Annotated in this window: 23 protein-coding genes and 1 tRNA gene; 6 read left to right on the top strand and 18 right to left on the bottom strand. The window is 55.7% G+C overall.

What is annotated here, in order from left to right:
• The first annotated feature begins 15 nt into the window (after positions 1–15).
• From MMW58_RS04655 to MMW58_RS04645, 3 genes are all read left to right on the top strand, one after another.
• A complete protein-coding gene (locus MMW58_RS04655; protein WP_241722801.1) occupies positions 16–891 on the top strand; it encodes a fumarylacetoacetate hydrolase family protein in 876 nt (291 codons plus the stop codon).
• A gap of 23 nt (positions 892–914) precedes the next feature.
• Complete coding sequence (locus MMW58_RS04650) at positions 915–1,838, top strand: alpha/beta fold hydrolase (RefSeq protein ID WP_241722800.1); 924 nt, start codon at positions 915–917, stop codon at positions 1,836–1,838.
• A gap of 65 nt (positions 1,839–1,903) precedes the next feature.
• Positions 1,904–2,884 carry a LysR substrate-binding domain-containing protein gene (locus MMW58_RS04645; protein ID WP_159236275.1) on the top strand — a complete coding sequence of 327 codons (981 nt, stop codon included), beginning with the start codon at positions 1,904–1,906 and terminating at the stop codon, positions 2,882–2,884.
• A gap of 26 nt (positions 2,885–2,910) precedes the next feature.
• On the opposite strand, the gene MMW58_RS04640 is transcribed toward MMW58_RS04645, so the two are convergent.
• From MMW58_RS04640 to MMW58_RS04605, 8 genes are all read right to left on the bottom strand, one after another.
• A complete protein-coding gene (locus MMW58_RS04640) occupies positions 2,911–3,708 on the bottom strand; it encodes a transporter substrate-binding domain-containing protein (protein WP_133600539.1) in 798 nt (265 codons plus the stop codon).
• A gap of 42 nt (positions 3,709–3,750) precedes the next feature.
• Positions 3,751–4,476: an amino acid ABC transporter ATP-binding protein gene (locus tag MMW58_RS04635; protein ID WP_241722799.1), complete on the bottom strand. Its 726-nt coding sequence runs from the start codon at positions 4,474–4,476 to the stop codon at positions 3,751–3,753.
• Between the two features lie 10 nt (positions 4,477–4,486).
• The gene (locus tag MMW58_RS04630) at positions 4,487–5,179 is read right to left on the bottom strand and encodes an amino acid ABC transporter permease (protein WP_241722798.1); all 693 of its coding nucleotides are present in this window, start codon (positions 5,177–5,179) and stop codon (positions 4,487–4,489) included.
• A 12-nt stretch (positions 5,180–5,191) separates the two neighbouring features.
• Entirely contained in the window at positions 5,192–5,869 is a 678-nt protein-coding gene (locus MMW58_RS04625; RefSeq protein WP_123708752.1) for an amino acid ABC transporter permease, read from the bottom strand.
• 14 nt (positions 5,870–5,883) lie between these two features.
• Entirely contained in the window at positions 5,884–6,792 is a 909-nt protein-coding gene (locus tag MMW58_RS04620; protein ID WP_133600541.1) for an NAD(P)-dependent oxidoreductase, read from the bottom strand.
• A 21-nt stretch (positions 6,793–6,813) separates the two neighbouring features.
• Positions 6,814–7,260: a ribose 5-phosphate isomerase B gene (gene rpiB, locus MMW58_RS04615; protein WP_045857187.1), complete on the bottom strand. Its 447-nt coding sequence runs from the start codon at positions 7,258–7,260 to the stop codon at positions 6,814–6,816.
• Between the two features lie 14 nt (positions 7,261–7,274).
• Positions 7,275–8,027 carry a FadR/GntR family transcriptional regulator gene (locus MMW58_RS04610; protein ID WP_159236279.1) on the bottom strand — a complete coding sequence of 251 codons (753 nt, stop codon included), beginning with the start codon at positions 8,025–8,027 and terminating at the stop codon, positions 7,275–7,277.
• Between the two features lie 360 nt (positions 8,028–8,387).
• Positions 8,388–9,167 carry a helix-turn-helix transcriptional regulator gene (locus MMW58_RS04605; protein ID WP_241722797.1) on the bottom strand — a complete coding sequence of 260 codons (780 nt, stop codon included), beginning with the start codon at positions 9,165–9,167 and terminating at the stop codon, positions 8,388–8,390.
• Positions 9,168–9,181: 14 nt separating this feature from the next.
• Between MMW58_RS04605 and MMW58_RS04600 the strand changes: the two genes are divergently transcribed.
• A complete protein-coding gene (locus MMW58_RS04600; protein WP_241722796.1) occupies positions 9,182–9,580 on the top strand; it encodes a VOC family protein in 399 nt (132 codons plus the stop codon).
• Between the two features lie 98 nt (positions 9,581–9,678).
• Here MMW58_RS04600 and MMW58_RS04595 read toward each other — a convergent pair whose 3' ends face one another.
• Entirely contained in the window at positions 9,679–10,554 is an 876-nt protein-coding gene (locus MMW58_RS04595; protein ID WP_241722795.1) for an AraC family transcriptional regulator, read from the bottom strand.
• Between the two features lie 301 nt (positions 10,555–10,855).
• Positions 10,856–11,182: a DUF1493 family protein gene (locus tag MMW58_RS04590; protein ID WP_241722794.1), complete on the bottom strand. Its 327-nt coding sequence runs from the start codon at positions 11,180–11,182 to the stop codon at positions 10,856–10,858.
• 455 nt (positions 11,183–11,637) lie between these two features.
• On the opposite strand from MMW58_RS04590, the gene MMW58_RS04585 reads away from it, so the two are divergent.
• Positions 11,638–11,970 (top strand): NIPSNAP family protein, encoded by a 333-nt coding sequence (locus MMW58_RS04585; RefSeq protein WP_241722793.1) that lies wholly within the window; start codon positions 11,638–11,640, stop codon positions 11,968–11,970.
• Between the two features lie 98 nt (positions 11,971–12,068).
• Here the strand turns inward: MMW58_RS04585 and MMW58_RS04580 are convergent, their stop codons facing one another.
• The 5 genes from MMW58_RS04580 to actS all read right to left on the bottom strand — a co-directional run bounded on the left by MMW58_RS04580 (position 12,069) and on the right by actS (position 14,816).
• Positions 12,069–12,554 carry an Hcp family type VI secretion system effector gene (locus tag MMW58_RS04580; RefSeq protein ID WP_045857176.1) on the bottom strand — a complete coding sequence of 162 codons (486 nt, stop codon included), beginning with the start codon at positions 12,552–12,554 and terminating at the stop codon, positions 12,069–12,071.
• An 18-nt stretch (positions 12,555–12,572) separates the two neighbouring features.
• Positions 12,573–12,902 (bottom strand): DUF1493 family protein, encoded by a 330-nt coding sequence (locus tag MMW58_RS04575; protein ID WP_133600545.1) that lies wholly within the window; start codon positions 12,900–12,902, stop codon positions 12,573–12,575.
• The gene (locus MMW58_RS04570) at positions 12,896–13,354 is read right to left on the bottom strand and encodes an STM2901 family protein (RefSeq protein ID WP_041147136.1); all 459 of its coding nucleotides are present in this window, start codon (positions 13,352–13,354) and stop codon (positions 12,896–12,898) included. Before MMW58_RS04570 ends, MMW58_RS04575 begins: the two co-directional genes overlap by 7 nt.
• A gap of 588 nt (positions 13,355–13,942) precedes the next feature.
• Positions 13,943–14,016 (bottom strand) — tRNA-Gly (locus MMW58_RS04565).
• 80 nt (positions 14,017–14,096) lie between these two features.
• On the bottom strand, positions 14,097–14,816 hold the full coding sequence (gene actS / locus MMW58_RS04560; protein WP_241722792.1) for an amidase activator ActS: 720 nt from the start codon (positions 14,814–14,816) through the stop codon (positions 14,097–14,099).
• A gap of 269 nt (positions 14,817–15,085) precedes the next feature.
• On the opposite strand from actS, the gene idi reads away from it, so the two are divergent.
• Positions 15,086–15,631 (top strand): isopentenyl-diphosphate Delta-isomerase, encoded by a 546-nt coding sequence (gene idi / locus MMW58_RS04555; protein WP_241722791.1) that lies wholly within the window; start codon positions 15,086–15,088, stop codon positions 15,629–15,631.
• Between the two features lie 126 nt (positions 15,632–15,757).
• On the opposite strand, the gene lysS is transcribed toward idi, so the two are convergent.
• The 3 genes from lysS to recJ all read right to left on the bottom strand — a co-directional run bounded on the left by lysS (position 15,758) and on the right by recJ (position 20,239).
• Positions 15,758–17,275 (bottom strand): lysine--tRNA ligase, encoded by a 1,518-nt coding sequence (lysS, locus tag MMW58_RS04550; protein WP_041147139.1) that lies wholly within the window; start codon positions 17,273–17,275, stop codon positions 15,758–15,760.
• Between the two features lie 9 nt (positions 17,276–17,284).
• Positions 17,285–18,383 (bottom strand): peptide chain release factor 2 gene (gene prfB / locus MMW58_RS04545; protein ID WP_115191916.1). Its coding sequence is split into 2 segments (ribosomal slippage): positions 17,285–18,307 and positions 18,309–18,383, totalling 1,098 coding nucleotides; the frame shifts between segments, so codons are not numbered across the junction.
• Between the two features lie 122 nt (positions 18,384–18,505).
• Positions 18,506–20,239 carry a single-stranded-DNA-specific exonuclease RecJ gene (gene recJ / locus MMW58_RS04540; protein WP_241722790.1) on the bottom strand — a complete coding sequence of 578 codons (1,734 nt, stop codon included), beginning with the start codon at positions 20,237–20,239 and terminating at the stop codon, positions 18,506–18,508.
• Positions 20,240–20,244 lie beyond the last annotated feature (5 nt).

Below are 20,244 nucleotides of genomic sequence, written 5' to 3'. Positions count from 1 at the left end.
AGTGAGCAGAACATTATGAAACTGATCAGTTTTATGCATCATGGCGGCAAGAATGGCCGCGATAAAAGCTACGGCATCTGGAGCGAAAACGGCGTTATCGACCTGGGGATGCGGATAGGCGCACGTTATCCGACCATCAAATCCCTGCTGGCCGGCGAAGCGCTGGCCGAGGCCGCCGCCTACGAACAGCAGCCGCCGGACTACGCGCTGGAGGAGATTAGCTACCTTCCGGTTATCGAAGATCCGAACAAAATCATCTGCGTGGGCATGAACTACGCCGACAAGCGCCTTGAGTTTGACGAAAAGAACAACGAACCCACGCTGTTTATTCGCTTTGCCGATTCGCAGACCGGGCACAACGGCACGCTGCTCAAACCGGGGGCCAGCGCCGAGTTTGACTATGAGGGCGAGCTTGCGGTGATTATCGGTAAAAGCTGCTTTCACGCGAGCGCCGAACGGGCGCTGGAGTACGTGGGAGGCTACAGCTGCTACATGGATGGCTCCGTGCGCGACTGGCAGCATACCTGGTATACCGCCGGTAAAAACTGGCCGCAGACCGGCTCTTTTGGCCCCTACTTAACCACCCAGGATGAGATTGTCGATCCGCAGGCGCTGGCCATCCACACCTGGCTGAACGGGCAGATGGTGCAGAACGATAACACCCGCAATATGGTACATAAGATCGCCCAGCTTATTTGCTACATCAGCGCTTTTACCCGCCTGATGCCCGGAGATGTGATCATTACCGGATCGCCTGGCGGCGTGGGTAAAAAGCGCGTTCCCCCGCTATTCTTACGCCAGGGGGACCGCATTGAGGTGGAGATTGAGGGGCTTGGCCGTCTGAGCAATACGGTAAGCGAGGCGCGTCAGGCGGTTGAGAGACCGGCATGAGCGGAGAAAACATAAGGAGCTTGATGATGATAGATACCGCTGAAGGCATTAAGGATAAAGGCGAGTCCGCCTTTATTCCCGGCTTTCGCCTGCTGGACGTTGAGCTGGGCAACGGCATCCGCCTGCGCGCCGCGGTTGGCGGCCAGGGTGAGCCGCTGCTGATGCTGCACGGACACCCGCAAAACCACGTCACCTGGCGCAAGATTGCCCCCACGCTTGCCCGGCACTTTACCGTCATCATGCCCGATATTCGGGGATACGGTGACAGCAGCAAGCCGCCGAGCGACCCCGAGCACCGCGCCTACTCCAAGCGCGAGATGGCAAAGGACATCGTTTTGCTGATGGCGCGCCTGGGCTTTAACGACGGATTCGCCTTCGTTGGCCACGATCGCGGCGCTCGCGTCGGGCATCGCCTGGCGCTGGACTATCCGCAGCAGGTTAAGCGCAGCGTCTTTATTGATATTGCGCCAACGGCCACCATGTATGAGCGTACGGATAAGGCGTTTGCCACGCGCTATTTCTGGTGGTTCTTCCTGATCCAGCCCGCGCCGCTGCCGGAGAAACTGGTGGCCTCCGATCCGGCCTTCTTCCTGCAAAAGCACATCAACGGCCAGTTGAAAACGCCAGGCGCCACGGAGCCGGAGGTGTTTGCCGAGTATCTGCGCTGCTATCAGAACCCGGAAACGCTGCGCGCGGTTTGCGAAGATTACCGGGCGGCGGCCACGATAGACCTGGCGGACGATGAGGCCGATAAGCACCTGCGTATCAGCAGCCCGCTTTTGGCCCTGTGGGGCGCAAAAGGCACCGTAGGCCAGCTTTATGATGTAACATCAACGTGGCAGGAAAAGGCGTTGAACGTGAGCGGCGTGCCGATGCCTTGCGGACACAGCCCTCAGGAGGAGTGCCCGGAAGAGATGCTCCGGGTCATCATGCCCTTCCTTTCCTGAAGGCTCCGCGCCACCCACGAGGCTCGATAGCGGGCCTCCTTTTTTATTCTCCGGATGGCACGCACATGAGCACTCATGACAAGCAGCGGGCGCAGTGGCCGCTTATTGAAGATCTGAACGTTTTTCTGACCGTGGTGCGCAAGGAGAGCTTTGCCAACGCGGCGGCCGAGCTTGGGCTATCGCCCTCCTACGTTAGCAAGCGTATCGGCCTGCTTGAAAAAAGCCTCGGCATGCGCCTGTTCCATCGCAGCGCCCGCGCTATCCGGCTCACCGCCGACGGGCACAAGGCGCTGAGCGGCGCGATCTCCGTCCTGGACAGCATGGGCGAGTTCGTTGCGGGGCTTGCCGCGTGGCGCGACGCCATCGAGGGAAATATCCACATTAGCTGCTCGTTTGGGTTCGGTTCAACGCACATGGCGGACGCGCTCTCCGCGCTGGCGGAGCGCTACCCGGCGCTCAACGTTAAGCTCACGCTGACCGACCGGGTGGTTGACCTGATTGAAGAGGGGGTGGATCTCGAGATCCACGTCGGCGACGATATTAAAGATCTCTACATTACCCGCAGGCTCTCGCTCAATCGACGGGTGCTGTGCGCCGCACCGCAGTATCTTGCCGGGCACGGCACGCCGGCTCAGATAAGCGATCTCAAGCAGCACAAGTGTCTGGTTATCCAGGAGCGTAGCGCGCAGTTCGGCGTCTGGCCGCTCACCAACGGACGCGACAGCACGCAGCTGCATATCGGCAGCCAGCTCTCCTCCAACAGCGGCAGCGTGGTGCTAAGCTGGGCGCTTAACGGCCACGGGATTATTCTTCGCTCCCTGTGGGAGGTTCAGCGCTATCTGGCGAGCGGCGAGCTGGTGCAAATCCTCCCGCCGTGGCATCAGAGCGCCAACATCTGGGCGGTTTACTCCAACCGCACTTCGGGTTCGGCAAAGCTGAAGGTATGCATCGATTTCCTGATGGACTATTTTCAGCAAAATCCTCCCGTCGGCGACGCGCTGTGGGAAAAAATAACCTCTGAGGATGGGGAGAGCCGGCTTGTTTAACGAAGGGCCGGCAGGGACGCGATAAGCTATTTACGGTTTATTATTTCCGCCGGGATAGCTTCACCGTGGTATTTTTCGTAAATGGCATTTAGTTTTCCATTTTTAAGATTGGTGACAATCCATTCATTTAATTTTTCTTTCAACTCGGGCTCACCTTTTTTAACCCCGATAGCTAAATCAAATACGGTTAGGGTTAATTTGGGCTCAAAGCTTAATTTAGGATTCTGTTTTTTAATCTGGTTAACCAGCGTGGCGGAAGTGGCGACCGCATATGCCTGACCGCTAACGGCGGCGGTGACTAAGGTTGCGTCATCATCATAGCGCTGGATGCTATAGCCCTTTTTCATCGCATCCTGACTCAGCATTGAGTCCTGAGTGGTGCCGCGCGTAACGGTGATGGCGTGCCCTTTTAAATCGGCCCAGTCGCTGACTTTGGTGGCGGCAGGCGCGGCAATAACGGAGCGCAGCCCGGCATAGGCGCGGGTAAAATCAATCACCTGCGCACGCTGCGGCGTGACGGATAGGGTTGAAATGACGATATCTGCCTTACCGGTTTGCAGGTTCGGAATACGCGTCGGTCCGGTCGTTTCAATAAACTTCAGCTTTAAGCCCCAATCCTTCGCCAGCAGTTCAGCGGTTTCGACATCGGAGCCGACCGGTTTCATCGCCGCATCGAGCATGCCTGAAGGCGGCAGTGACATATCGGTGGCAACGCGCAGCTCGCCGCGCTGTTGGATATCTTCCAGCGCATTTGCCGAGGCCGGCTGGACGATGAGCGCGGTTACCATGCCGGCGAGTAGAGCAATCGATTTTGCGTATTTCATTATTATTCTCCTGATGAGGATGGGTACAGGGTATCGGGTGAATTACAGATCGTTGGCAATAAACTCCTTTAAGGCCTCGGTTTCCGGCGCTTTCAAAATGGCGGCGCTACCGCTTTCATGCACTTTTCCCTGATGCATAAAGATCACTTTATCGGCGATTTTGCGGGCGAAATTCATTTCGTGCGTCACCATGATCATCGTCATGCCGCTGCCCGCCAGCCGCTCAATCACGCGCAGCACTTCGCCGGTTAATTTAGGATCCAGCGCCGACGTGACTTCATCAAAAAGCATCACTTTTGGTTTCATCGCCAGAGAGCGGGCGATAGCAGCTCGCTGCTGCTGCCCGCCGGAGAGCTGCTCAGGGTAGCTGTCCACTTTATCCGCGAGCCCGACCTGCTCCAGAACGGAGAGCGCCAGCCTTCTGGCTTCCGCCTTCGGCATTTTTTTCACCGCCACCGGACCAAGCGTAATGTTCTGCTCAATGGTGAGATGGGGAAACAGGTTGTAGCTCTGAAAGACAATGCCAACGTCCTGACGTAGCTTACGCAGGTCGACTTTGGGATCCTCCACTTTATAGCCGCACACTTCGATGCTGCCGCCGTTGATGGTTTCTAACCGATCGATACAGCGCAGCGCCGTGCTTTTGCCCGAGCCGCTGGCGCCAATCAGCGCCACGACCTGGCCCTGATTCACGGAAAACGAGACGTCTTTCAGCACTGAATTTTGACCAAAACTCTTCTGTACGTTGCTTAAGGTAATGATTGACATAACTTTATCCTTATCCTCGGTTAACGCGTGCCGCCATGGCCTGCAGGCGCTTTGCCTGCTTCTGCGGTGCTCCGCGCTCCAGCCGGCGGCTTAGCGCTGAAACCGGAAAACACAGGCAGAAGTAAATGCCGGCAACGATCAGATAGATAACGAAGGGCTGAAAAATCGAGTTGTTGATGAGCTGGCCAGCGCGCGCCAGCTCGACAAAACCCACCACCGACGCCAGCGAGGTGTTTTTGATTATCTGCACCGAGAATCCCACGGTAGGCGGCGTTGCCAGCTTGATTGCCTGCGGCATAATCACTTTGAACATGCGCTGAGTGCGCGACAGCGCCAGGCATTCGGCCGCCTCCCACTGGGCGCGCGGAACCGCTTGTATGCAGCCGCGCCAGATCTCACCGAGATAGGCGCTGGCATAAATGGTGAGAGAGATGCCGGCGGCCAGCAGAGGCGCAATCGAATAGCCGAGTTGCGGCAGGCCGAAGTAGACCATAAACATGATGATCAGCAGCGGCGTGCCCTGAATCAGCTGCACCCACGCGCTAACCAGAAGACGCAGCGGCTTCACTGGCGCAATGCGTCCCAGCGCAATGAGAAACCCCACCAGACCGCCGCCGCCGAAGGCCATGAGCGACAAAATCACCGTCCACAGCGCGCCATCAAGCAGAAACTGCAGATGAGCAAAGTTAAGCGAAATATTCATCAACGGCTCTCCTTAAATCGACGTGCCGAGACGGCGACGGCGCGGGAAAATTACCTGACCAAATAGCCAGAATATCACCCGCATCAGCAGCGATAGCGCGATGTAAATACAGGCCACGATGAAGAACGTTTCAAAGGGGCGATAGGTTTCTGACTGGATAAAATTGGCCGTTGCCGTGAGCTCTTCCGCGGAAATTTGCGATGTCACCGACGATGCCAGCATCAGCAAAATAAACTGGCTGGTGAGCGAGGGGTAAACGCGCTCAATCGCCGGGCGCAGCGCCACGTGCCAGTATTGCTGCCAGCGGTTCAGCCCCAGCGTTTCGGCGGCTTCCCACTGGCCTTTGTGAATCGACTCGAAGCCGGCGCGCATAATCTCCGCCGTATACGCCCCGACGTTGATGGTGAGCGCAATGACTGAAACCGTGAAAGCGCTGAATGAGAAGCCCAGACTGGAGAGACCAAAATAGACCAGGAAGATCTGCACCAGAAAAGGCGTATTGCGAATCGACTCGACATAAACGCCCGTCAGGCGCGCCAACCAAACCGACTCCGAACGACGCGCCGCTGCGCACAGCGTGCCTATCAGAAAACCGGTTAACGTCGTCACCAAAGCCAGTTTGGCGGTGAGTAGCGCGCCGCTCCACAGAAGCTGCCACTGCGCGAGAATTGCTGTGAAATCGAGCATCATAAGGTCAACCCCGGTTATTTTGTTACGCTGTTTTGCTGGCCGGTCAGGCGGTCATAAACTTTAAAGAGCGCCTGATTGCCGTTGGCACCTTCGCCATAGGCCTGCGCGTTTTGATACTGTGAGGCGACCAGCGCGGTGGCGGGGAGCGGGACCGGATGCTTCTGCGCGGCCTCCAGCACAAGACGCAGATCCTTCATCATCAGGTCGATGCGAAATCCTGCGGAGACGTCACCCTCAATCATTGCGCCACCCAGTTTGTCGAGCATCCAGGATGCCGCCGACCCGCCCATCAGCACCTCGCGCATCTGCGGAAGATTGATATCCCAGGCGCGCGCCAGCGCTAACGCTTCGCAAATTGCCTGGATGTTGATGCCACAAATCAGCTGGTTACATAGCTTTACCGTCTGCCCCGCGCCGGATGCGCCAACGTGATTGAGCGTGGTGCCCATGGCGCGCAAATAAGGCGTTGCCTGGGCAAAACCCTCGGCGCTGCCGCCCACCATGATCGTCAGATTGCCGTTTTTTGCGCCGACCGGGCCACCGGAAACCGGCGCATCCAGCATCGTGACGCCAATGGTTGCCAGCGATTCGCTTAGCTGGCGCGTCGCGGCGGGTGCGATAGTGCTCATATCAACAAACAGTTTCCCGCGCGGCGGGTTGCTCAGCAGTCCGCCGGCGCCGCGCACTATCTCTTCAACCTGCGGGGTGTCTGGCAGCATGGAGATGACGATATCGGCATCAATGATAGCGCTGGAAAGATCGCTGACGACGTCCACGCCGTACGGGCGTAGCGCATCGCCTGCCGCTGCGACAACATCAAACGCGCGAACGGTAAAGCCCGCCTGTGCCAGATTGCGCGCCATCTCGCGGCCCATGACGCCAAGTCCAATAAACCCGACAATGCCGGAAGTGCTGTTACTCATCGTTATGCTCCAGGTTGATGGTTAGTTAAGTTGTTCCAGCTGAGCGAGCTTCGCGACGCGACGAACAAAGTCGTCGTCATGCACAAACTTCGCTTCGAGGAAGGCAAGAATCAGATCGCGAGCGAGCCACGGCCCGACAATTTGCGCCCCCACGCACATGACGTTGACGTCGTCATGCTCCACCGACTGGTGCGCGGAGTGCACGTCGTGGCAGACCGCCGCGCGGATCCCTTTGACTTTATTAGCGGCAATAACCGCCCCGACGCCGGTGCCGCAGACCAGAATGCCGCGCCGATCCGCGCTGCCGCGCACCTTGCTGCATAACGCCAGGGCGATATCCGGAAAATCAACCGGTTCGGGGTCGTGGCTGCCAACATCGTCAATCTGATATCCGGCCTGATGCAGCCACTGCTTAAGCTCCTGCTTGAGGTGAAATCCTGCGTGGTCACTGCCAATCACAATCTGCATCTGCTGTTTTCCTTTTACGGAGTAGTGAAGGTCGATGAACCGCTGCTGGCCTTGAGGATGGTGGCGCGGCGGCGAAAATCTGAGCCAATCTCGAAGTGGCGGCCAAGTAACTCATCGGCTTTATTTTCATCACGTTCGACGATGGCGGAAAAAATGGCGCGGTGATGGTTAATGAGAAACTCTTCAATACCCTCGACCTGAATGATCTGCTCGCGGCGGTCAAGGTGTGAACGGCGCATCAGCATGCTGATGGACTGGTAAATATTGATAAGCGTGGGCGAACCGGATGCGGTGACGATGCTTTCGTGAAACCTGAAATCCGCTAAGGCGCCGAGCTCCGGGGTGCGGATGGTCTCAATGATTTCACCAAGACAGGCGGCCAGGCGATCGTAGTCACTTTGCGTTGCGCGGCGACAGGCTAAGCGAACGGCCTGACGCTCAATCGCGATTCGTGCCTGCATGACGTCATCTACCACGTTGGGCTGGTGGGCAAGTACAAAAGTAAAGAATTCACCGAGAATGGAGACATCAGGTTTGGTTATCACGGTACCAACGCCGTGGCGGATCTCCACCGCCCCGACCATGGCGAGCGCCCGCAGCGCCTCGCGCAGTACCGGCCGACTGACGCCTAACCTTGCCGAAAGCTCGCGCTCCGGCAGAAGGCTGTCCCCGGCTTTCAGTTCGCCGTTGAGTAGCTGATCCCGCAAAAATTTTACAACTCGGTCGTAGCCGCTGCCGGTTTCTGTCTTTTCACGCCTGATTTCCATGTGATCTCACCAGTGGTCTGTAGTGGTAATACCAATGGTAGATGTGTTGATGAAATATTAACGTGATATTGATCGTTTATTGATCGATTGTTTTTGTGATGTAACCGGCAATGAGCGGAGAAAGGCGAACGGGCCAGGGAACGTTGGCCCTATTGCGGCAGGCAGAGGAGAAGCGGACAGCTAGCGGAGAGGCTGCAGATAGCGTGCGTCGGGACTTAGATGAGCCGGGAAAAGGGCTCCGCAGAGCCTTCGCCCGGGCCTATCGGGAAGGATGAGAGATATTTGCAAACGGAGGTCGGCCTGATTTTTTCAGACAGCGAGTAAGCCTCCTACCCTCGAATAGCCGAGGGTGCCTGTACATTACTCTGCATTGAGCTGTCTCATCTCATTATCCCGCCAGCGTTCCCAACGGTTCCTGAGCTCACTCCTGCTGGTGCCAATATCTTCATTCAATATCGTCACCTGGCGTATGCGCTCAGCCCGGAAGTGACGAAAGCCGCCGCGTAGCTCGCACCAGCTAATAAGGAGACAGCAGTTCTGGTCATAGCCCAACACCACCGGCCAAACGGTTCTTTGAGTGATGTCACCGGAGCTGGAGCAGTAATCCAGCAACAGCTTTTTTCCTTCCCGAATGGCGATGCGTATATTCCGCGTATCGGGTTTGAACCTGTCAGACTCATCCGGCTTTATCCCTACTGCCGAATAAGATAAACAACCGAGCAGCCGCGCGGGAACTACCGAGGCGATTTTTGCCAGCACGTCGCTGGCGTTATTCGCCAGCGTCGCATCCGGTAAGCTCCGCACCAGTTCCGCGCCAAGAAAGATGGCTTCCAGCTCCTCGGCCGTAAACATCAAAAGAGGCATGTTGTAGTCTGAACTTAAAATATAGCCAGCCCCCGCCTCCCCTTCTACCGGCACCCTTTGCCCGGCGAGATCCGCCATATCCCGATAAATGGTTCGCTTTGAGACTTCAAGCTCTTCGGCCAGTTTCGCCGCGGTGACCGGAAGCGTCGAACGCCTGAGTATCTGGAGAATCTGGAACAACCTGTCTGCACGCCGCATTTTTTCATCCTGTTGCCACCACGCTGTCAGCATACCTGAGTGAAGATATTTTTCAGAGGCCGCGCTATTCGCCGCCATAATGGAGCATCGCTATGAAATTTGTCTCTGTCCGCCTGATTGCGCAAAACATCAAAGACGTTGTGCAGTTTTATGAATTAGTGACCCGCAGCAAGGCCGACTGGTTAGCCCCGGTTTTTGCCGAAATCGTCACGCCGGTAGCCGTTATCGCCATAGGTAGCGTTGAGACGGTGGCGCTGTTTAAAGAGGGCAGCGCCCAGCCCGCACTTAATCGCTCGGTAATTTTGGAGTTCAGGGTAGAAGATGTCGATGCCGAATTTAATCGCTTAAAAGAGCACGTCGAAGTGGTTCATCCCCCGAAAGATTTACCCTGGGGAAACAGGACGGCGCAGTTTTGCGATCCTGAAGGCACGTTGATCTCACTTTATACTCCGGTAACGGAAGCGGCGAAAACGCGCTTTAATCGGGGATAAGAGGAAGGTAACCGATAAGAAGCTCTCCCGGTCAAAAGAAAGATGGGAGAGCTGCTCGGGAAAGTCTCACTCCTGCAGCGACGGTAAGCAGGATCGGCTTATTTCAGCGGCAAATAGATATCCGTGAGCAATTCATGTTCCGCCACCTCATGCACAAAGTTGTGGTAGTGAAAGAAGAGCGGGAAATCGCGCAGCTCTTCTCCGCTGCCGGGCAGCCAGTCGCGATACAGGGCCTGCGCCAGCCCGGTTAACGCCTCGTGCGATCCCTGATGGCGCAGCACCGCGCATCGACCCGCGGGGATGTCGCTATTAACCACCCCGAAGCGATTGTCTTCGGCAATCGGTGAGGTTACCGTTCCGCAAATATGGAACGCAAATTCATCCGACGGCGTTGTAGCCGGATCGTCCGGAGCAAGACCGTACGTCTGGCTGCTGGCAACGGGCGAATAGCCCGTGGTTTTTCGCCATTCAATAAAGCGGGCGGCAGTTTCGTTTATGAGCTCCGGCTGCCCATAATGAGTCAGCATGGCGACTGATGTCGCGGGAAAATTGACGATCTTGACCTGGCCTTGCATCGTTTGTCTCCTGGCTTTATAGGGTTCGGATATGCGCTTATGCCAATCGACCCAAGGAGGCTGCTGGCGAAATTGCGTCGGTGATAGACCGAACATTTGTCTGAAAGCGCGACTAAATGATTCAGAGTGCTGAAAACCGGCGTCGAACGCGATATCGGTGATTTTCTCTAACGGATTAAAAGCCAGCCGATAAGAGGCGCGTTTTAAGCGCATCATCTGGATGTAACGACCAGGGGGCATCCCACAATAGCTGCAAAACTGACGATGGAAATGAAATGGCGAGAAGTGAGCCACTTCGCTGAGTTTTTCCAGTAACAGCGCGTCGTCGAGATGGCGGTCAATATAATCAAAGACCCGTTTAAAACGTCTGGCGTAACTATCGGTTTTGTTATCGCACATGGCTTCCTCCGTGCCTCTTAATATGCGCAAAGGCGATTTGATTTGCCTGACCGATCTTGCGCAAAATAACAAAACCGCAAAAGAAACCCGTCTCAAGGTGCGGCCTTAGCTGCCGCAGACACAGGCCCTTACTGAGCGGCGTCATCAATGATGGCGCCGGGATGCGTCAAAAAATGGAGTATGTCGATCCAGAACAGGCGGTTGGCAATGAGCCGTTTTATTATTGAGTTCGGTGACCGCCTGAGCGATCATCTTTTAAAATTAGGTGAACAGGTACAGCCATTCTTAAAACTTTTTGTAATCAATCGTATAACCAGCGTCCGGCTTTAGCTGACTCTGCGAACATTCGTACAGCTAGCGGCTTTGATACTTGCCCGTTCGGCTCTTTGTTAAACCATTTGCGGTATACAGATTCTCTTTCCCACGGGTAGTAGGCATCAAAATTAATCGCCGATACATCGACGTTAAATTTTTCCCCGAAATCCTCGATTGCATAAGGTAATTCATCCCATTCGGCGTAGCCTTGTAACGGCGTATCAAACTCAATTGGGATTGACTTAAAAGTAAAGGTTACTGCAAGAGATAACTCTCCTCTGAAAAACGCTAATACTTCACTATCTGTCACCATACGCGATCTTCTTTTCTGTCCATGGTGTTAAAGAGATTTATAAAACATATAAAACAATAAGTTAAGAAAAGAAGACAACTCAGGAACCAAGTTCTTGTTGTCTTGAGGTTGCAACTTAGCACCACCAGAATCCCCAATCTACACGACAAAAACTACTGGAAAAATTGTCGCGCCGAAAGTGAATGTCCTGGGTTTGCCATCCCCCCTTTCAGGCATTGCGTTCAAAAACTTCAGCGGTGGCAGGCTTCTCCTTATAGAGGTAAACAGCCTCCAAAGTTTTAACTGCGTGATAAAGTGAAAGCTCGCCAGAGAGCTTCCCGGTGCGTCTGAGGGGTCTTGCTGCTTCTGCTTACGGATGACTGAACTGTCTGATTAGTAGTAGCTTCGTGGCCCAGTCCGGTTTACTTTATTGCTATCAACCAGGAGAAGTTCAGAGGCGACACGGAGATAACACTTTGAAAACCGTCGAGATACTGCAGTACATTCTACGCAAAGGCACCGGAGCCACTTTTCACGCCATCATGCAGGACATCAGCGTTCCCCTACACCAACAACACGGGATCGATGTCGTGTCATTTGGCAACTCGCTACATGACCCGGATTGCTACTACCTGATGCGCGCCTTTGATAATCCTGAAAGCATGGCTACGGTTCTCGATTCTTTTTACGCCAGCGCTGACTGGCGCAACGGCCCACGCGAAGAGATCATTCACAGCATTAAAACCAGCTTGAAAACAGTGATAAACCTGCCGCCGGAAAGCGTAGGCGGGCTGCGGGTACAATCGTAGGTCATCGTCTTCGCCAGACATTTTGAGCGTCGCCAAATTTTGAGCCGCGGCGGACATCCGCTCGTTTACTCGCCATTGTCGATTAAATACACTCGTGGTTAGGCTTGTTTCTTCTCGTTCCACGCGTCAGAGTGAAGAATATTACCATCTTTATAGAGATGAGTGATTTTCTCATAACTCAGGGAAACATCTTCCATGTGTCCTGTACCAGTTACGTTGCGGGTGTCGTGCATCAGTGGGCTATGGCTAACCACTTTCACATTTTCCAAAGCGATCGTGTAGTAAATTTCCTCCTGTCCATTGTAGTTTATTCTGTAGAACTGAAATTCAGCACTTTTAAGTGTTTGGCCTGTTGCAACGGCTTTAAACAGGTAAGGTGATGAACTATCGATCTCTTTGGTGAAATTAAAAGAGCAGTGTTGACGGGAACCAGTAACTTTACCAGTAAGGGGATCTGTAGGAATAACCACGCCATGTTGCAAGCTGCGTAGCTCTATACTTCCATCCCTTCCGTGAACATCACAAGATCCCATAATCTGCGATCCGCCATCATCTTTTAAAATTAGGTGAACAGGTACAGCCATTTATTAAGCTCCTTGCAATTAGTCGTACAACCATTTCCCGGCTTTAGCCGATTGAATAAACATGTCTATCGTGAAATCAGGAACATCTACAGGATCAGGCTTCTTGAATGGATTCCAGGAATGCTTAACTTCGGGGTAGTAGGCTTCAAGATGGAAATTAGACATGTCTACGCCAAACTCTTTTGCAAAATCTTCATTCAATTCTTCTACTTCGTCCTGATCTAATCGCACATCAAAGTGAATGCTTGATTCTGCCGTGAATGTGTCATACTTCTGTTTCCTAAACGGGTAATAACTGCTGTGTCTGGTGATTAAAGCAATTACACGCTGTTCAATGTTATCTACCATAACTTATCGTTGCCTCTCGCTATGGTGTTGTATTCCTTAACTGAGTTGTAAGCTATCTGTGACACGTCAGCCAACAATACAACCTCGCCAACTAAGGGAATAGTTCGCCCTACCCACGTTGTTATACTTCTCACCATCCTAAGCTCTACAGTCCAAGGCGTGTAACCACCTATCCACGTAGGAAGTTTTATCCCCCACGGGAAGAACCTCTTTGCGAAAGTCTTACGGATCGCTTTGGATAATTTGGATGTACCTTTGATAGCCGTACCCGGTTTTGTGCGTGTTGCCTGGTCATTTATACCGGCATAGAGGCCGTAAGCGGCGGCAATATCTTTGATCCCGAACTGATCAGCAGTGTTGAAAATAAACACCATAAAAAACAGTTCAGAGGCGGTAAGATTCGATTTTCCCGCATAGAAGTACGTTCCGTTTAGCTCTTCTACTGTATCCATCAGTAACCTTATAGTTCCTATTGGTTTGCTTACTTATCGTACTCCTACGCAATCAGAGAGGAGAAAGATTTCTTCCGGGAAATTTCTGATTTTTAGGCATAGCAAACCTAATGTCCGTTGGTGGTAAGACAACGCGCGGAGCCGTTAGGCGACTACATCAGGGTATGTCAGACAGTGAAATTTATCAGGATGATCATCTACCCGAAGGAGCGGGGCCGAACTGCTGGGAGAGCTTGCATGTGGTGTGCAAGTACCAAAGCCACCATAAACCTGTTTATTCCCTGTAACATCATCTTGACGTGTGGCATGTGGGAACATCGGCAAAAAATGCGCTTCACTGTAAGGTGATGAGAATCAATTCCCGGATCAGGCTTTGCCTTCACGTCCTGCTATCGCGGTGTGAGGTTGGAACTGCCGCCGCCGGATAGTTATATTCTCATTTCCATAGTAACTATCCGTGACAACTAACAGTATAATCCCCGTTGGTACTTCGTCGTTCATTGGTAGAACGATCGCGACAACTTATTTAATGTAACTTGTTGAAAGAAAAATGAGTTTTATCTAGGTTTTGTCACAAGAGGAGAGTACTGGAGCGGGCGAAGGGAATCGAACCCTCGTATAGAGCTTGGGAAGCTCTCGTTCTACCATTGAACTACGCCCGCAAAGAGGTGCGAGGGTCATTATAGACCTTACGCACCGTCTGACAAGACTGAACCATGCTAACTGCTGATAAAATAACCCGTTAGCACTTAGGCTTACCGCCCTGCGGCGGCAAATAGCGCTGCGGATCGATGGCCGTTGCCCGGTAGCGTATCTGGAAGTGCAGGCGCACGGAGTCGGCATCGGTGCTGCCCATCGTGGCGATCTGCTGGCCTATCTTCACGTTCTGGCCGTTGTTGACCATCATTTTATCGTTATGCGCGTAGGCGCTGATGTAGTCATCGCTGTGCTTAATCATGATCAGATTACCGTAGCCGCGCAGCTGGTTGCCGACGTACACCACCTTCCCCGCTCCGGCCGCATACACCGGCTGGCCCCGCGTACCGGCGATATCAATCCCCTTATTGCCGCCATCGTTTGAGGAGTAAGGCAGGATGACCTTACCGCTGGTCGGCCAGCGCCAGCAGCGCTGCCCCACCGGCGGCCACGACACCGGCGGCAGGGCGGCCGGCGGCTTAGCCGCGGCGGTGCGGGTCGCGCTGCTTTTCTTCGCGCTCTTGCCGCCGCTCGTCCCCGAGGCGCTGCTCAGCTTCAGGCGCTGTCCCACTTCGATGGTATAGGGCGGCGAAAGATTATTCAGCCGGGCCAAATCTTTAACGCTGGTGCCGGTGGTGCGGGAAATACGGTACAGCGTATCACCGCGCTTAACGGTATAGGCGGAACCAGAATCAGATGAACTGGAGCATCCGGCAATCACCAGGCTGCTAACCAACATCATCGTGATATAAAAGCGTTTTCTCATCAGGCGTCCTGCACTCAACACAAACTCTCACCTCGTCAGAATGGACGAATATCATACCAGCCCATAGCCGGATCCCCAATCGATACGCCTCTTATCCTTAAGGATTAAACGCCCCGCTGAAAGCCGCCAATATCGCGCCCTGCCGCTGCCTTCCTGGCTCCTGGGCTTGTTTTGGTAATGCCTTTCGTCCGCGAATAGTCTACCCTAACGGCCTGAGTACATGGCCCGGCGGGTTTGTACCGGGTCATTTATTATTTTCAGGAGTCGTTATGACCGGGGAACACGTCATTTTGCTGGACGAGCAGGATAAACCTGCCGGCATGCTGGAAAAGTATGCCGCCCACACCTTCGATACCCCACTGCACCTCGCGTTTTCCTGCTGGCTGTTTGACGAACGGGGCCAGCTGCTGGTCACCCGGCGTTCGCTGGAGAAGAAAGCCTGGCCGGGAGTATGGACTAATTCGGTCTGCGGACACCCTCAGGAGGGCGAAACCTTCGAGCAGGCCGTCACGCGGCGCAGCCGCTTTGAGCTCGGCGCTGAAATCACCGCTATCGCGCCGATCGCCCCGCGGTTCCGCTACCGGGCCGTGGCCCCCAACGGCATCGTCGAGAACGAAGTCTGCCCGGTATACGCCGCGCGCGTCACCGGCCCGCTGCGGCCGAATAGCGATGAGGTCATGGACTATCAATGGTGCCAGCTGGGGGACCTGCTCAACGCGCTGGCAATAACGCCGTGGGCCTTCAGCCCGTGGATGGTGCTGGAGGCCACGGATGCGGGCGCGGCGCTGCAGAAATACGCCGCGTCACTGCGCTGATGACGGCCGCCCTGCCGTACGCCAGCGCCTCCTCATGCGGCCATCGCAGAGGATCGCGGCGGCAGCCATAAAAAAACCCCGGCACGCAGGCCGGGGCTTTATCGTTCGCGGTGGTCGCGGTCGGTCTTATTTAACCGGGCGCATCGCCGGGAACAGGATCACGTCGCGGATGGTGTGGCTGTTGGTAAACAGCATCACCATACGGTCGATACCAATGCCCAGGCCAGCGGTCGGCGGCAGGCCGTGCTCCAGCGCGGTCACGTAGTCTTCGTCGTAGAACATCGCTTCATCGTCACCGGCGGCCTTAGCGTTCACCTGGTCGAGGAAGCGCTGCGCCTGATCTTCAGCATCGTTCAGCTCGCTGAAGCCGTTACCGATTTCACGTCCGCCGATGAAGAACTCAAAGCGGTCGGTGATTTCCGGGTTGTCGTCGTTACGACGCGCCAGCGGAGAAACCTCAGCCGGGTACTCGGTGATGAAGGTCGGCTGAATCAGGTGCGCTTCCGCCACTTCTTCAAAGATCTCGGTCACAACGCGGCCCAGACCCCAGCTCTTCTCAACCTTGACGCCAACGGCGGCAGCAATCGCTTTCGCAGAGTCGAAGTTATCGAGATCCGCCATCTCGGTTTCCGGACGGTATTTCTTGATAGCCTCACGCATGGTCAGCTTTTCAAACGGCTTGCCGAAGTCAAAGGTCTGATCGCCATAAGGCACCGCGGTGTTGCCGAGAATATCCTGCGCCAGGGTGCGGAACAGGGATTCGGTCAGCTCGATCAGGTCCTTATAGTCCGCATACGCCATATAGAGTTCCATCATGGTGAACTCTGGGTTGTGGCGGACGGAGATGCCTTCGTTACGGAAGTTACGGTTGATCTCGAACACGCGCTCGAAGCCACCGACAACCAGACGCTTGAGGTACAGCTCCGGCGCGATACGCAGGTACATGTCCAGATCCAGCGCGTTGTGATGGGTGATGAACGGACGGGCGGAGGCGCCGCCTGGGATCACCTGCATCATCGGGGTTTCAACTTCCATAAAGCCGCGACCGACCATGAACTGGCGAATGCCGGCCAGGATCTGCGAGCGCACTTTAAAGGTGTTGCGGGATTCGTCGTTGGAGATCAGATCCAGGTAGCGCTGGCGATAGCGCGCTTCCTGATCCTGCAGGCCGTGGAACTTGTCCGGCAGCGGGCGCAGGGCTTTGGTCAGCAGACGCAGCTCGGTGCAGTGAATAGAGAGCTCGCCGGTTTTGGTTTTGAACAGCTTGCCGCGCGCCGCGAGGATATCGCCGAGGTCCCACTTCTTGAACTGCTCGTTGTAGACGCCTTCCGGCAGATCGTCACGCGCAACGTACAGCTGAATGCGGCCGCCGACGTCCTGCAGGGTGACGAATGAGGCTTTACCCATGATACGACGGGTCATCATGCGGCCAGCCACGGAGACTTCAACGTTCAGCGCTTCCAGCTCTTCGTTTTCTTTTGCATCGAAGTCAGCGTGCAGTTGGTCAGAGGTATGGTCACGACGGAAATCGTTCGGGAACGGGATACCCTGCTCGCGCAGTGCAGCCAGCTTTTCACGACGGCTTTTCAGTTCATTATTAAGGTCAATTGCCGCGTCAGCGCCCTGTGCTTGTTGTTCAGACATGTTGGTTCCTCATAACCCTGCTTTCAGACTTGCTTCGATAAATTGATCCAGGCTGCCATCAAGCACCGCCTGAGTGTTGCGGGTTTCCACCCCGGTGCGCAGATCTTTAATGCGGGAATCATCCAGCACGTAAGAACGGATCTGGCTGCCCCAGCCGATGTCTGATTTGGTATCTTCCATCGCCTGTTTCTCGGCATTTTTCTTCTGCATCTCCAGTTCATAAAGCTTGGCTTTCATCTGCTTCATGGCCTGGTCTTTGTTTTTGTGCTGCGAACGGTCGTTCTGGCACTGCGTCACTAACCCGCTTGGAATGTGGGTAATACGCACCGCGGATTCGGTACGGTTAACGTGCTGACCGCCCGCGCCGGAGGCACGGTAAACGTCAATACGCAGGTCCGCCGGGTTGATCTCGATGTCGATATCGTCATCGACTTCCGGGTAAACGAACGCGGAGCTGAAGGAGGTATGACGACGGCCGCCGGAGTCGAACGGGCTCTTACGCACCAGGCGGTGGACGCCGGTTTCGGTACGCAGCCAGCCGTAGGCGTAATCGCCGATAATCTTGATGGTCACGGACTTGATGCCCGCCACTTCACCTTCAGACTCTTCGATAATTTCGGTCTTAAAGCCACGCGCTTCGGCCCAGCGCAGATACATGCGCGTCAGCATGCTGGCCCAGTCCTGCGCTTCGGTGCCGCCGGAGCCGGCCTGAATATCGAGGTAGCAATCGGCGCTGTCGTACTCGCCGGAGAACATGCGGCGGAATTCAAGCTGAGCCAGCTTCTCGTCGAGCACATCCAGCTCGGCGACGGCTTCGTTGAAGGTCTCTTCGTCTTCGGCTTCAACGGCCAGCTCCAGCAGGCCGGAAACGTCTTCCAGACCCTGGGACATCTGATCGAGGGTGTCAACGATGGCTTCCAGTGAAGAACGCTCTTTGCCCAGCGCCTGTGCGCGCTCGGGCTCGTTCCACACGTCCGGCTGTTCCAGCTCGGCGTTTACTTCTTCCAGACGCTCTTTCTTGGCATCATAGTCAAAGATACCCCCTGAGAACGTCGGAGCGCTCCGTGAGGTCCTGAATACGGTTTTTTACCGGATTTATTTCAAACATGATCGATTTTCTTTTAATGGATTGGTCAAAATGCGGTGATAAGAGCGGAATTGTACCGGATCCCCGCTCTCTTTTATAGCCACTTCAGCCCTCAGGCGGCCTCTTTGTTGCCGGTTTTTTCGTCACACCGGCCAAAGATGGTCAATGATAAGCTGCAGGCTGCGGTTGCCGCGAAACTCGTTGATATCGAGCTTATAGGCGAGGGTCACTTCGCGCACGCCGTTGTCCGGCCACATCGAGGTATCGACGTTAAAGGCGATCCCGTCCAGCAGCGGGCCGCCGCCAACCGGCTCGACCATCACCTTGAGGTGCCGCTCGCCCACCAGACGCTGCTGCAGCAGGCGGAAGCGGCCGTCGAACAGCGGCTCAGGGAACATCTGCCCCCACGGCCCGGCGTCGCGCAGCATCTGCGCCACCTCCATGCTCATCTCCCCAGCGTCCAGCGGACCATCGGAAACCACTTCCCCCTGCAGCAGCGCGGGATCCAGCCACTCGGTCACCAACTCGCCGAAGCGCTGCTGGAACTCCTCGAAGCGAGCCTCTTCCAGCGACAGTCCTGCCGCCATTGCGTGGCCGCCAAACTTGAGGATCAGCCCCGGGTTGAGCGTGTCGAGACGCTCCAGCGCATCGCGCATGTGCAGCCCCTGAATAGAGCGGCCGGAACCTTTTAACAGCCCGTCTCCCGTCGGCGCGAAGGCGATAACCGGACGGTGAAAACGCTCTTTAATGCGTGAGGCCAGAATGCCGACCACGCCCTGATGCCACTGCGGGTGATACATCGCCAGCCCGCCCGGCAGCGCTTCGCTGCTGCGTTCAAGCTGCTGGCACAGGGTGAGCGCTTCCGCCTGCATCCCCTGCTCTATCTCTTTGCGCGTCTGGTTCAGGGCATTCAGCTCGTTGGCCAGCACCCGTGCCTCGCCGGCGTTATCGCACAGCAGCAGCGCCACGCCGACCGACATATCGTCCAGCCTTCCCGCCGCGTTCAGCCGCGGGCCAAGGGCAAAGCCGAGATCGCTGGCCGCCAGCTTCTGCGGGTCGCGGTTGGCAATCTCCAGCAACGCCTTAATTCCCGGGCGGCACTTGCCCGCCCGAATGCGGCTCAGCCCCTGCCAGGTGAGGATGCGGTTATTGGCATCCAGCGGCACCACGTCGGCCACCGTTCCTAGCGCCACCAGGTCCAGCAGCTCCGCGAGGTTAGGCGCGGCAATTCCCCGCGTTTCGAACCAGTTTTTATCGCGCAGGAAGGTGCGCAGCGCCAGCATCAGGTAAAACGCCACCCCGACTCCGGCCAGCGATTTTGACGGGAAGCCGCAGTCGCGCAGGTTCGGGTTGACGATAGCCTCCGCCGCCGGCAGCGTATCGCCCGGCAGGTGGTGATCGGTGACGACCACCGGGATCCCCAGATCGTGCGCGCGATCGACGCCGCTATGCGAAGAGATGCCGTTGTCGACGGTCATGATCATCTGCGCGCCGCGGGCGTGGGCCTGATCGACCACTTCCGGGCTCAGACCATAGCCATCTTCAAAACGGTTCGGTACCAGATAGGAGACGTTGCCGTAGCCCAGCGCGCGCAGCGCCAGCACGCTCAGGGCGGTGCTGGTAGCGCCATCGGCGTCAAAATCGCCGACGATTACAATATGCAAATCCTGCTGGAAGGCGTCGTAGAGCATCTCCACGGCTCTATCGATGCCGTTGAGCTGCGCCCACGGCAGCATGCCCTTAACGCCGCGCTCCAGTTCCTGCGCGCTGCGTACGCCGCGGCTCGCGTAGAGCCGCTGCAGCAGCGGCGAAAGGTCGGCGGGAAGCTCCGCACCATCAACCGCCTCACGGCGGCGCAGTTGTGTCTGTTGTTTCACGCGAA

Source organism: Klebsiella sp. HC6 (genome assembly GCF_022605325.1).
GTDB lineage: Bacteria > Pseudomonadota > Gammaproteobacteria > Enterobacterales > Enterobacteriaceae > Klebsiella > Klebsiella terrigena.
Note: the sequence above shows the minus strand (reverse complement) of the source record. Positions and strands in the feature narration are given on the sequence as shown.